The 13,158-nt window shown below is 64.8% G+C and carries 10 protein-coding genes; 2 read left to right on the top strand and 8 right to left on the bottom strand.

The features are described from left to right. Positions 1 to 4: 4 nt before the first annotated feature. Positions 5 to 949, top strand: a complete 945-nt coding sequence (panE, locus tag XarjCFBP7645_RS12130; protein ID WP_181126303.1) for a 2-dehydropantoate 2-reductase — start codon at positions 5 to 7, stop codon at positions 947 to 949. A gap of 366 nt (positions 950 to 1,315) precedes the next feature. Then, positions 1,316 to 1,831 carry a hypothetical protein gene (locus XarjCFBP7645_RS12125; protein ID WP_166776095.1) on the top strand — a complete coding sequence of 172 codons (516 nt, stop codon included), beginning with the start codon at positions 1,316 to 1,318 and terminating at the stop codon, positions 1,829 to 1,831. Between the two features lie 6 nt (positions 1,832 to 1,837). Here XarjCFBP7645_RS12125 and XarjCFBP7645_RS12120 read toward each other — a convergent pair whose 3' ends face one another. From XarjCFBP7645_RS12120 to XarjCFBP7645_RS12075, 8 genes are all read right to left on the bottom strand, one after another. Next, the gene (locus XarjCFBP7645_RS12120) at positions 1,838 to 2,245 is read right to left on the bottom strand and encodes an acyl-CoA thioesterase (protein WP_104537658.1); all 408 of its coding nucleotides are present in this window, start codon (positions 2,243 to 2,245) and stop codon (positions 1,838 to 1,840) included. Positions 2,246 to 2,604: 359 nt separating this feature from the next. After that, positions 2,605 to 2,931: a thioredoxin family protein gene (locus XarjCFBP7645_RS12115; RefSeq protein ID WP_104537657.1), complete on the bottom strand. Its 327-nt coding sequence runs from the start codon at positions 2,929 to 2,931 to the stop codon at positions 2,605 to 2,607. Then, positions 2,903 to 3,385, bottom strand: a complete 483-nt coding sequence (locus tag XarjCFBP7645_RS12110) for a flavodoxin (RefSeq protein ID WP_104537656.1) — start codon at positions 3,383 to 3,385, stop codon at positions 2,903 to 2,905. The genes XarjCFBP7645_RS12115 and XarjCFBP7645_RS12110 overlap by 29 nt, the downstream gene beginning before the upstream one ends. A gap of 13 nt (positions 3,386 to 3,398) precedes the next feature. Next, positions 3,399 to 4,235: an ImmA/IrrE family metallo-endopeptidase gene (locus XarjCFBP7645_RS12105; protein WP_258079555.1), complete on the bottom strand. Its 837-nt coding sequence runs from the start codon at positions 4,233 to 4,235 to the stop codon at positions 3,399 to 3,401. A 52-nt stretch (positions 4,236 to 4,287) separates the two neighbouring features. Further along, complete coding sequence (locus XarjCFBP7645_RS12100) at positions 4,288 to 5,331, bottom strand: ribonucleotide-diphosphate reductase subunit beta (RefSeq protein WP_104537654.1); 1,044 nt, start codon at positions 5,329 to 5,331, stop codon at positions 4,288 to 4,290. 174 nt (positions 5,332 to 5,505) lie between these two features. Continuing rightward, a complete protein-coding gene (locus tag XarjCFBP7645_RS12090) occupies positions 5,506 to 8,004 on the bottom strand; it encodes a ribonucleoside-diphosphate reductase subunit alpha (RefSeq protein WP_104537652.1) in 2,499 nt (832 codons plus the stop codon). Positions 8,005 to 9,169: 1,165 nt separating this feature from the next. Then, a complete protein-coding gene (locus XarjCFBP7645_RS12080) occupies positions 9,170 to 10,210 on the bottom strand; it encodes a DUF475 domain-containing protein (protein ID WP_026064785.1) in 1,041 nt (346 codons plus the stop codon). A gap of 106 nt (positions 10,211 to 10,316) precedes the next feature. Continuing rightward, positions 10,317 to 13,025: a bifunctional acetate--CoA ligase family protein/GNAT family N-acetyltransferase gene (locus XarjCFBP7645_RS12075; protein WP_102596997.1), complete on the bottom strand. Its 2,709-nt coding sequence runs from the start codon at positions 13,023 to 13,025 to the stop codon at positions 10,317 to 10,319. Positions 13,026 to 13,158: the final 133 nt, after the last annotated feature.

Raw genomic sequence — 13,158 nt, 5'->3', positions numbered from 1 at the left:
GACGATGGCGATGCGTATCCTCATCCTCGGCGCCGGCGGTACCGGCGGTTATTTCGGCGGACGTCTGGCGCAGGCCGGTGTCGATGTGACCTTTCTGGTGCGCGACGCGCGCGCGGCGCAGCTGCAGGCCGATGGCCTGCGCATCCGCAGTCCGTTGGGCGATGCGGATCTGCCGGTGGCGCATGTCACCGCGCAGGACCTGCCGGCCCTGGTGGCGCAGCGGCCGTTCGATCTAGTGATCCTCAGCTGCAAGGCCTACGACCTGGACAGCGCGATCGAGGCGATTGCGCCGGCGGTGGGCGAGCACACCACGGTGCTGCCGATCCTCAACGGCCTGCGCCATTACGCGGCGCTGGACGAGCATTTCGGTGCAGCACGGGTGCTGGGCGGGCTGTGCTTCATCAGCGCGACCAAGGGCGAGCACGGGCAGATCCTGCACCTGGGCAAGCCGGCGGCGATGACCTTCGGCGAGCGCGATGGCGGCGCCGCGTCCGCGCGGGTGCAGGCGCTTGCGGCGGCCTGCGCGCAGGCCGGCATCGATCATGTGGCCAGCGAGCAGATCGCGCAGGAGCAGTGGATCAAGTACAGCTTCCTCACCGCGCTGGCGGCGGCCACCTGCCTGATGCGTGCGCCGGTCGGGGCGATCGTGGCCACCGACGACGGGCGTGCGTTGATCAACGGCTTGTACAACGAATGCCTGTGGGCCGCCGATGCGGCCGGGCAGCCGATTCCGGAAGCTGCGCGCGCCAAGGCGCTGCAGACCTTGTTGCAGGTGGATTCGCCGCTGAAGGCCTCGATGCTGCGCGACCTGGAAGCCGGCCAGGAGGTGGAAGCGGCGCAGATCGTCGGCGACATGTTGAAGCGGGTGCGCGAGACAGGGCGCAATGCGCCGCTGCTGATGGCGGCGAATGTGCATCTGCAGGCGTATCAGGTGTTGCGGCATAGCTGAGGTTGGCGTGCGGGTGCGGCAGGGATACGTGTAGACGGTACCCCATCCGCTCTGCGGGCACCGTCCCCGGTGGGGAAGGGTGCGCTCCGGCTACCGGCTTTTCTTTTGGGCGCGGCTTGCACCTCGGGTAGCGGAGGTCGCAGCTAGTTGGCACCCTTGTGGCCCCGATCTGGCAATCTGCGCAAACAACCGGCCGCTGGGGCCTGCTTCGATCAGGCGCATGCGTCGCCTTGGCGCGAGGCGTCGACACACCTCACGCGATACCTCCGCAATGCGATGCCTCCGACGTGGATGTTGCCACTGCCTTCGCGCCATCACGACGCGGTGCACACGATGCTCTGCCTCCCCTCGCCCGTGTCGCCTCCGATGAAGCTGCTCAGCCACCTGTTCCGTGCCGGTCATTTCGTGATCCTGGCGTTTTTCGTGCTGTGCGCGGCGGGTCTGGTGGCGATGGCCGCACTGGAGCTGTGGCATGGCTTTACCCCCGGCGGCGACATGGTGGTGCGCGACCGCTTCAACGTGGTGCTGGAGGCGATCGGCCTGCTCACCGTGGCGCTGGTGACGCTGGAACTGGGCCAGACCATCTTCGAGGAAGAGATCCTGCGCGACGTCAAGGTCAGCGGCCCTACGCGTGTGCGCCGCTACCTGTCGCGGTTCTTCGTGGTGATCGTGATTGCGCTGGCGATCGAGACGCTGGTGTCGATCTTCGAGCTGATGCACGACGACCCCGCCAAGCTGCCGTATGCGGCGGCAGTGGGCCTGTGCGCGGCGCTGCTGCTGATCGCCTGGGGCGTCTTCGTCAAACTCAATCGCAGCGCCGAAGAGCTGGAGCCCGAGGCGATGGCGGAAACCAAGCGCGAGGACCGCGAGGTCGAGGAATGACCGCCGTCAGTCGCCGGTAACGAACAGCGGCGGCACCGTGGTCGGCTTGCCGTCGTCGCCGAGCGCGATCATCACGAAGTGGCCGCGGGTGCACAGCTCGCGTGCGCCGCTGAGCAGATCCTCGGCGATCAGTTCCACTTCCACCTTGATCGAACTGCGCCCCACCGACACCACCCGCGCGATGGTTTCCACCATCTGGCCCTGACGGATCGGCAGCTTGAAATCCACCTGGTCCGAGCGCGCGGTCACTACCGCACGGCGCGCATAGCGCGATGCCGCCAGGAAGGCGGCCTTGTCCATCCACGCCAGCGCCTGCCCACCGAACAGCGTGCCCATGTGGTTGGTATGGTTGGGGAACACGATCTCGGCCATGCGGACTTCGGTCGGTGGCTGGGTCTGCAGGCTGTCTGACATGCGGGGTTTCCAGGGAAGGGGGCACTGCGTGCCAGGGCGATTGCAGCAGCCTGGCACCGACAGGATAGGCGGTCGCAGCGGCGTACGCCGGAACGTAGCGCAGCGGCGATTGGCAGCCATCGTGTCGACGCTGCGCGTGCGCGATGTTGCTGTGAGAGGGTTGGCCGATGGTGGCATGCGGCGTGGCTGTCGCGTGTACTGCCGGGTGCACGATGGGGTTTGTCGGGACGGCGGTCGCGGCCGGGGCCGCTCCTACGCGAGCATCAGATTGCGTCGCGCTCGCTCGCTTAGGCGGCGGCATGCAGCTACCTTTCCGATGCGATGACCTGCAACCGCAGGCGGCTGCGCGCCACGGTGGCTCAGAGGCTGGTCTTGACCGCGGTTTCCACCTGCGCCGGCGACTGGAAGCCGGGCAGGCGTGCCACCTCGCTGCCGTCCTTGAACAGCGCTAAGGTCGGCGTCTGCCGCAGGCCCAGGCTGCGAAAGAACTCCTCGCCAACCACTTCCAGCTTCACCTTGAGTAGTGCGACGCCCGCAGCGTCCTCGCTTGCGGCGAACTTGGTCAGCGACATGTCGAGCATCTTGCAACCCGGGCAATTGTCCTTGTAGTAGTCGACCAGTAAGCGCGGATGCGCAGCCAGGGCGGCGACGTAGTCGTCAGGCGTGGAGGCGTGGAGAGTTTGCATGGGGGGATGTCTCTGTACAGGCAAGAATGTGGTCGGTCCAGCGTTGGATCTTGGTGGCGTCGCGTTCGCCGTGGGGCATCTGTTCGATCTCAAGCCGCGGGTAGCGCGTGCCGAAGAATGCGGCCATACGCCGAGCCGCGCCGCAGTAGTTCTCCTCGCCCCACTGCGTCTCGCCGGTGCCAAACACTGCCAGGCGCTCCGGCTTGCCGACCGCGGCGACGAGCTCCTCGATGAAACACTTCATCTCCGGCGGCGTGCGTCCGGCATTGATGCTCCAGCTGCCGAGGATGTAGAGATCATGCACGGCGCCGTCCGGGCACGCCTGCGCCAGCGTCTGGATATCTGCATCGATCCAAGTCACAGCATGACCCAGTTCCTCGCAGCGCGCGTGGATCGCACGCGCGACATCACGCGTATTGCCGCTGAGCGAAGTGTGGGCGAGGAGGATGTGCATCTCGGAGAAGCAATCACTCAATAACGAGTTTCAGTTCTTCGAGTCGAATGGCCATTGCTTCGACGCTGACTCCAAAAGACTCGGACAACGATACGAAGGGGGAGCCGTTGTAATAAGTCGCACTCGCAAGCTTCCTAGAGATGTGACGAAGAGTCGGAAGAGCTTCAATCACTTTGAAAATAGGCTTACTCAGTAGAGCAAATGCGGTCTGCTCATCGAGGGCAAAAACACCCAGGAAGCGAGACTTAAATTCTTCGGTGAGAAGCTTCTCTGGCAGCAAAAAGTAGGTCGCGAACTTGTCTGCCTCAAGTTCGGTTCGATTGCGCGCTTGCCTAACTCCGTCTAATGGCTGATCCCGATGTAGCTCTGTTTGATCAGGATGAAGAATTGCGTGGCCGATCTCATGAGCCGCAGTAAAACGCATGACTCTTGGGTCAGCGTCCATTGCGATTTGGATGGATCGAGTCGATTGATTAATCATGCCCGCGACCGAAACTTGGCGGTTGCCGTTGATCATCCAACCAAGACTAGAATGAAGGGTGAAGTCGAAGCCCAGAAGCTCCGCGGCAAGCTGCGGGTCTAAGACGTCAATCGGGTGCACGTTCTGGCTAAGCCCGAGATCTGTCCGCTTCTTCCAAATCGCGCGTTGCAACTCTTTAGCTTGTGCCTCTATCGACTCAAAGCTATGGCTTTTCTTTGTAGAGAAGGCCTTACCGTCCGAACTCGCAAATCGATACCGATTCTGGTCATTGCCCGCTTGCCAGCACGCCTCAATTTCTTCCATGTGCGCGTACGGGTTCTCAAGTCGCATGCGACTAGACGAGATGCGTGGATCCAATCGCTTGCTCATGGTGCCCCCGTACTTGTAGGTAAAATTACAGAGAAGTGTTGATAGTTCCGCCTCACAGATCGTCGAAGCCGTTGTCCGAGTTGGTCTTCTTGTACGAGGCGTTGCGCATTTCGAAGAAGTCGGTCTTGGTCTCGGTGAAGTTGTCGGCGTAGGCCTTGATCCACGGCATCACGTTGTCGTTGGCGCCTTCGTACAGCTTCTCGATGCCGAGCATGCCGGCCATCTTGTTGGCGCGGTACTTCACGTAGCGGATCATCTCGTCGACGTCGATGCCGTCGATGCCGTCCAGCACTTCGGCGGTCCACTGGGTTTCCAGGTCGATTGCGTGCTCGAACGCCTTGTGCACGTAATCGGTGAGCTGGTCGCCCTGCAATGCCTGGTTCTCGCCGATGATGGCGCGAATCAGCTCGCTGATGAACTTGGAATGGGCCAGCTCGTCACGGTTGATGAAGCTGATGATCTTGCCGGTGCCGGTCATGCGGTTCTGGCGCACCAGATTGTAGAAATACGCAAAGCCGGAATAGAAGTTGATGCCTTCCAGGATCGAGGACTGGATCAGCGCGCGGATCAGTGTTTCGGCCGTCTTGTCGCGCATGAAGTCTTCGTAGGCGCCCATGATCGGCGCATTGCGCTTGATGATGGTCGGATGCGTACGCGCGATCTCGAACACGCGATTCTGATCGGCCAGGCCGGTGATCGAGGCCAGCACGTAGCTGTAGCTCTCGTTATGGATCACTTCCTGCTGGCCGATGATCGCGGCATTGGCATGCGCAGCCGGGTCGGTGATGTATTCGGCGACGTTGTAGATGAAGCGCGTCTGCGGCGAATCCAGCGTTGCCAGCAGGCCGATGATCGAGTCGTAGGCATTCTTCTCGCGCGCCGACAGCTCGTTGTACTGGCGTGCGTCGCCCTTCATGTCCACTTCGTCTGGGATCCAGAAGTTGGTCGACAGCTCCTTGTAGGCCCGATAGAAGGACGGGTACGGGATGTCGTTCCAGTTGAGGATGCCGGACGTCTGGCCATTGATGATGGCGGTGGAGCGATTCGGGTGACGCGGCTCCAGGATCTTGATGCGCTCAAGCGGTGTTGCGGACATGGGTCTCTACTCGTATTTCAGGCGTCGCGCGCGCGCATCAAGGACGACGGCAGCGATGGTTCTGGAGGAAAGCCCCCTGAGTCAGGGGGCGCGCCGAGGGCGCGGGGTGTGGGAGCTGATGAAGCAGGGTCCACGGTTCGCAACGCGAACCGTGGAAGCGAAGCGCGAATGCGCTTAGCTGCTACACCACTCGCATTCGCTGATGTCGATGTCGTTGGAGCGCACGTAGTACGTGGTCTTCAGGCCTTCGCGCCAGGCCGTCATGTGCAGGTCCAGCAAGGTGCTCGCACGGATGGTGCTGGGCACGTAGAAATTGAAGCTGATCGACTGGTCGATATGCCGCTGGCGACGCGCGTTCTGGCGCACGCTGGCGAACTGGTCGACCTTGTAGGCGCCCTTTTCGTAGTACGGCCAGGTTTCCAGCGACAGGCCAGGTGCGGCGACCGGACGACGGAAGTCCTTCTTCTCTTCGTAGTAGAACGCGCTGTAGATCGGGTCGATCGAGGCGGTGGAGCCGGCGATCTGCGCGGTGCTCATGTTCGGCGCAACCGCCAGCATCCAGGCATTGCGCACGCCGTTGACGGCCACCTGCGCGGACAGCTCCAGCCACTGCGGGCTGTTGTAGTCGCGCGCACGGAAGTACTCGCCGGTGTGCCAGTCGCTGCCGCGGAACACGCTGTAGGTGCCCTTTTCCTTGGCCAGCTCCATGCTCGCCTGGACGGTCAGATAGTTGATGCGCTCGTACAGCTCGTCGCTGTAGTCCTCGGCTTCGGTGGCATTCCAGTGGATGGATTTCTGCGCCAGCAGATGGTGCCAGCCGAAGGTGCCCAGGCCGATGGCGCGGTACTTCTGGTTGGTGATGGTGGCCTGCGGCACCGGCAACTGGTTCAGATCGATCACGTTGTCGAGCATGCGCACCTGGATCGGGATCAAGCGCTCCAGCACGTCGGCGCCCAGCAGATCGGCCTGGTCTGCCTGCACGGTGATCGCACGGCCCAGGTTGATCGAGGACAGGTTGCACACGACGAAGTCGCCGGCCTTCTTGGTGGTGACGATCTGATTGCCGCTGATGATCTCCTGCATCATCCGCGTCGGGCTCATGTTCTGCAGGATCTCGGTGCACAGGTTGGACGAATAGACCATGCCCTCGTGCTTGTTCGGGTTCTTGCGATTGACCTCATCGCGATAGAACATGAACGGGTTGCCGGTTTCCAGCTGGCTGACCATGATGCGCTTGAAGATCTCGATCGCCTTGACCGTCTTGCGGGTGATGCGCTCGTCGGCGACCACTTCCTCGTACTTGCGACGGAAGCTGCTGTTGGCGTCGCCCTTCTTCTCATCAAAGAAGTCCTGCAGGTACCAGCCCTTGATCCGCTTCACTTCGTGCGGATCGAACAGATACCAGTCGCCGCGACGCTCGACCGCTTCCATGAACAGGTCGGGGATGCACACCGAGGTGAACACGTCGTGCGCGCGCAGGCGCTGGTCGCCGTTGTTCAGGCGCAGATCCAGGAACGACTCGATGTCGCGGTGGAAGATGTCCAGATAGACCGCGATGGCGCCCTTGCGCTGGCCCAGCTGATCCACCGACACCGCAGTGTTGTTGAGCTGCTTGATCCACGGCACCACGCCGCCGGAGGAATTGGACACCCCGCGGATCGCCGAACCGGACGAACGCACATAGCCCAGATACGCGCCCACGCCGCCGCCGTGCTTGGACACGCGCGCCACGTCGGTATTGGAGTCGTAGATGCCCTGCAGGCTGTCGTCGACGGTGTCGATGAAGCAGCTCGACAGCTGGCCGCCGACCTTGCCGGCATTGGCCAGGGTCGGGGTGGCCACGGTCATGTACAGGTTGGACAGCGCCCAGTAGGCCTCGCCGACCAGCTGCATGCGGCGCTCGCGGCTGCCCTTGCCGTTGCCGATCTCGTCCTGCATCAGGTACAGCGCGATGGTCAGCCAACGCTCCTGCGGCAGCTCGAACACGCCGCGCGAGTTGTCGGTGGCCAGGTAGCGCGTGGCCAGCAGGTACAGGCCGTTGTAGGCGAACAGCTTGTCGCGCTCGGGCTCGATCATCTTGCCGGCTTCGATCAGTTCGTCCTTGGAGTAGCGGCGCAGGATGTCGTTGGAATAGACATTGCGGTCGGCCAGGCTCTCCTGCAGGCCGACGAACGAGCCGTACTTCTGGCTGGCGTCGTAGAAGCGGTTGCGGCTGGCGCGCTTGTACAGGCGGCGCAGGTACAGGCGCGCGGCAAAGTGCTCCCACTCCGGGGTGGTCAGATCGACGCGGGCCTCGGCCTCGCGGATCAGATGGTCGACCAGGTCGTCGGCGTTGACGCTGTCCTTGCGGTCGACGAAGCCGAACACCGAGCGCTTGTAGTCGGACACGTCCAGCTGCGGGAAGTCGGCATGGATCTGGTCGATGGCGCGCTCCAGGCGCTCCGGCTCGAACGGGATCCGGCGGTTGCCGGCTTCCTTGGTGATCCAGGTGGCGACGGCTTGTTCTTCGATGGTCTGTGCGTGCATTGCAATGGCTTGGCGGGGAGGCGGCACGATATCCGACGGGTCGGTCAATTCCGGCGCGCCGCAACCGGGCGCGGCGACACTGGCGGGAACGCTGGTGGGTGTTGCGGTACCGGCGGCGATCGCGGCAAAGGTGTCGTTGGTGGTCATGCGTCCTCCATGCGTAGGCACACGAACCCGGCTGGGGACGGGCTGCGACCGGATTCCCTGGACAGCGATGGCGGTGCGCGACGACCAGCACGCAAGACCCACGGTCTGCGGCGGCATCGCCTTCACCAGCCATCTCCTTCCCGGAGATTCCACGGCCGCCACCGCGCGGTGTGCTGTCGCGCAGTGGTCGGTGGCGAAACAACCGCAACCCCATCGGCCCACGCAGTCCGCGCCACGGCATTGCCATGGATGGCTGGATGACACCGAATGCGGTTGCGGCGAGGAGGCTGATCGACCGCATACCGACTGCAGATCGTGCTCTTTCAGGTCCAGCTGCTTGGGGCAGCCAACCACCGACTCCCCCAAGATAGTGGGGTACCCATGAGGGGTCAACACATAATGTGGGAAAAGCCCGTAAACCCTTGTGGTGCAAAGCGCCATCTGACGAACGGTCGATTCGCCGCCACGGACTGCCCAATCTGAGTGCGCAGTCAAGGCCCGAAACGGCAATTCTGTCGACCGGTTGGGTCCGGTTGGGTCGGCTGCGACACCCATCGATGCTGAGGCCGGTCGCGCTTGGCCGTGACTGCCTCAGGCGGCACCCCACGCCTGGGGCGCCTGCTCTGGCCCCGGCGACGGGAGGAAACTCGCCCTGCCGACTTTAGGTCGAGGGTGCGGTGCCCTCACCGCTCGCGGGACACGCCGTGAACCCGTCCCTGGGGGCTCGATGGCGGCATCCATGCCGCCAACGGTCCCGCAATCGGCGAGGACACCGCACCAGAAAGTTGGTCGGTGGTCGCGTGAAAGCTGCTGTAGCGCATTGCGCGTCGGACGCTGAGCCGGCGCGTCATGATCGAACAACGCGCATCAAACACGGCTCCACCCGTGCACACCGACCATCTCGACTGGTCCTTGTCCGCCCACCGTCGCGGAACCTTGAGCGGCATGGATGCCGCGCCAGAGCCTACATGGACGTACTTGCGGCGTGTCCCGCGATGGTGGGCGGACAAGGGCCCTGCAGCAACTCACTGCGTCGAGGGTGGGCAGGCAAGAGCCCTGCAGCCAAGCCACAGAACCAGCGACGCCGGTCCGATGGCCACGAAGGCGCTGTCAGCCGCTCTCAAGTAAACGGCGTGACGCCTTGCGCGCTGCCCGTGCGCAGCAATCAGATCTCGGTCGGGCCGATATGGTGGCGCTTGCGGTAGCGGATCGACGACCACACCGAGGCGGCGATGAAGGCCACGCCGATCAGGCCGGTCAGCACTTCCGGCACGTGGTATACGGTGCCGACCAGCATGATGATCGCCAGCACGCCGATGGCGTAATGGGCGCCGTGCTCCAGGAACACGAACTCGTCCAGCGTGCCCTTGTGCACCAGATAGACCGTCATCGAACGCACGAACATCGCGCCGATCGCCAGGCCCAGCATGATGATCACCACATCGCGGGTGATCGCGAACGCGCCGATCACCCCGTCGAACGAGAACGAGGCGTCCAGCACTTCCAGGTACAGGAAGGCGGCAATACCCGAGCGCTTGGCCGGGCCCATGCCGTCCTCGCCCTCTTCGGCCTCGAACAGCGCGTCCACGCTGCCGACCAGCAGGTACAGCAGGATGCCGCCCAGGCCGGCGAACAGCACGCTCTGGAAGATTTCGTCAGGCAGGAACAGCTTGGTGCCCAGCAGCACCGACACCGCCACGATCACCGACATCGCATCGGCCTTGCCCAGCTTGCCGACCAGCCGTTCCACCGGCCCGAGCCAGTGCAGCTTGCGCTCCTGGTCGAACAGGAAGTTCAGGAACACCAGCAGCAGGAACATGCCACCGAAGGCGGCGATGGACGGGTAGTTGTCGGTCAGTACCTGGCTGTAGCGGTCCGGCTCCTTCAGCGCCATCTGCATCACCGGCACCAGACCCATGCCGGTGGCCACCGACACGATCACGATCGGAAACACCAGGCGCATGCCGAACACCGCGATCAGGATGCCGACGGTGAGGAACAGCTTCTGCCAGAACGCATTCATGTGCTTGAGCACGCCGGCGTTGACCACCGCGTTGTCGAACGACAACGACACCTCCAGCACGCTCAGCACCAGGCACAGCCACAGCGCCTGCCAGATGCCCATCGCGGAGGTATGACCCCACCAGGCAGCCAGGCCCAGGCAGATCGCTGTGACCAAGAACGACATTCTGAAATCGCGAAACATTGACACTCCCAGGCGGGCCGAGACGACAGCCGGAGCAACCGGCCAGGGCGGGGCCCGGCAGATCCGGCATGCGGTGGAGGATGGGGGACCGCGGCGTGACGCAAGGTCAGGCCGGGCGTGGCTCGCCCATTATAGGGAGTGTCACCGCCATCAGGGTCGCATCGTCCGGATCCGGGCGGACCCCGAAGCCCAGGCTCTGGCACATTGCCAGCATGGTGCGGTTCTCGCGCAGCACCTGGCCTTCGATCTGCTTCAGGCCCAGCCAGCGCGCGTACTCGATCATGATGCGCATCAGCTGCCAGCCGATGCCGTGGCCCTTGAGGTCGGAGCGGATCAGGATGCCGTACTCGCCACGCTCGTAGTCGGCGTCGGCATGCAGCCGCACCGCGCCGAGCATGTCGCCGGTCTTGGGGTCGATGGCCACCAGCGCGATCGAGCGCGCGTAATCGAGCTGGGTCAGCCGCGCGATGAATTCGTGGCTGAAATGCTTGACCAACTGGAAGAAGCGCAGCCGCAGGTCTTCGTCGGTCACCCGCGCGAAGAACGCGCGGAACAATGCATCGTCCTCGGGGCGCACCGGGCGCACCAGCGCGTGCGTGCCATCGCCCAGCCCGATCTGGCGCTCCCATTCCTTCGGATACGGAAAGATCGCAAAGCGCGGATGACCGCGCCCCTTGTGCAGCTTGCGCGCCGGTGCCACCGCCACGCGCGCGTCCAGCGCAATCACGCCATCGCGGTCGGCCAGCAGCGGGTTGATATCCAGCTCGGTGATCTCGGGGATGTCGGCAGCCAGCTGCGCCAGCTTGACCAGCACCAATGCCACCGCGCGCTCGTCGGCGGCCGGCACGTCGCGGTAGGCCTTGAGGATGCGCGACACCCGCGTGCGCCCGATCAGTTCGTGGGCCAGACGCAGGTCCAGCGGCGGCAGCGCCAGCTCGCGGTCGTTGATCACTTCCACCGCAGTGCCGCCGCGCCCGAACACGATCGCCGGGCCGAACACCGGGTCGTCGGCGATCCCTGCGATCAATTCGCGCGCCTTGGGCCGCAGCACCGTGGGCTGCACGATCACCCCATCGATCACCGCCTTGGGGTGCGCGGTGCGCGCACGCGCCAGGATGCCGGTCGCCGCTTCGCGCACCGCCGCCACGCTGGACAGGTTCAGGCGTACGCCGTCGACATCGGACTTGTGCGCGATGTCGCTGGACAGCACCTTCAAGGTCACCGTGCGGCCGACGGCCAGTAACGGGTCGGCCAGCAAGGCGGCCTCGTTGGCGGTGGCGGCCACCTGCAGCGGCACGATCGGGATGCCGTAGGCGGCCAGCAGCCGGTTGGTGGCCACCGGATCCAGCCAGCGCTGGCCCGCGGCCAGCGCCTCCTCCACCAGCGCGCGGGCGATGCCGGCATCCACCACGAAATCTTCCGGCAGGCTGGGCGGGGTCTCCATCAACGCCGCCTGCGCCTCGCGGTAGCGCACCAGGTGGGTGAAGCCGCGCACCGCGTCCGATTCGGTCGCAAAGGTGGGCACGCGCGCGGCATTGAGTGCGGCAATCGCCGCATCGTCCTGGCCCAGCCATACCGCGAACACCGGCTTTTCGCGCTGGTGGCGGTTGCGTTGGTCCAGCGCGCGGGTCAGCGCCTTGGCCGCATCGGCCGAGGAGGTGAATGCGGTGGGCACGTTGACCACCAGCAGTGCGTCGTTCTCGGGGTCGTCCAGCAAGGCTTCGATCGCCGCGGCATAACGCGGCCCGTCGGCATCGACGATGATGTCGACCGGATTGCTGCGCGACCAGCCCTGCGGCAGCGATTGATCCAGCCGCTCCAGCGTCTTGGCCGACAGCTCGGCCAGGGTGCCGCCGCGCAGCACCAACTGGTCCACCGCCAGCTGCCCCACCCCGCCGCCATTGCTGAGGATGGCCAGCCGCCGGCCGGGAAAACTGCCGAGCCGGCCCAGGGTTTCGGCGGCGGCGAACAATTCGTCCAGCGCGCCCACCCGCAACAGACCGGCACGCGCGAATGCCGCGCCATACACCGCATCCGAGCCGGCCAGCGCCTGCGCATGGGTGTCGGCATTGGGATTGATGCGGAACTGGCGCCCGGACTTGACCACCACCACCGGCTTGGCGCGCGCGGCGGCGCGTGCGGCCGACATGAACTTGCGCGCATCGCCGATGCGTTCGACATACAGCAGGATCGCGCGGGTGCGGTAGTCGGTGGCGAAGTAGTCGAGCAGATCGCCGAAATCCACATCCAGCGTATCGCCCAGCGACACCACCGCCGAGAACCCCACCGAGCGCGCCACGCCCCATTCCACCAGTGCGGCGGCAATCGCGCTGGATTCGGAAATCAGCGCCAGGTCGCCGGCCTGCGGGCAATGCGCAGCGATGCTGGCATTGAGCCGCGCATGCGGGGCGATCACGCCCAGGCAGTGCGGGCCGAGGATGCGCATGCCCTTGGCGCGCGCGGCCGCCTCCATCCGCGCAGCCGGCGAGCCGGGGCCACTGCCCAGCCCGGCGGTGAGGATGATTGCCGCGGCCACCCCGCGTCGCGCCGCGATCGACACGATGCGCGGCACGATGCGCGCCGGCGCGGTGATCACCACCAGGTCCGGCACCCAGGCCAGATCGGTCAGCCGCGCCACCGTGCGCACGCCATCGATCTCGCTGTAGCGCGGGCTCACCCAGCCGATCTGCCCGGCAAACCCGGCTGCGCGCAGGTTGCGCACCACCGCCCGCCCGGCCGAGCGATCACGCGGACTGCCGCCCACCACCGCCACGGTGGTGGGGCGAAAGACCTGCTGCAGGTGGTAGGTACTCATGGCTAAAAGAGACGCGGAGAAACGGACACGGTACACGTCGGCCCGAGCGCACGTCATCGATCGCGCGGCACAGAACAGCGACGCACCGCCCCTTATTTGTTGTGAACGATTCGCATTTTCGTTAATATCCCGT

Origin of the sequence: Xanthomonas arboricola (genome assembly GCF_002940665.1) — a bacterium.
Classification (GTDB): domain Bacteria; phylum Pseudomonadota; class Gammaproteobacteria; order Xanthomonadales; family Xanthomonadaceae; genus Xanthomonas; species Xanthomonas arboricola_B.
The sequence above is the reverse complement of the archived record's forward strand: the minus strand, read 5'-3'. Positions and strand labels throughout refer to the sequence as shown.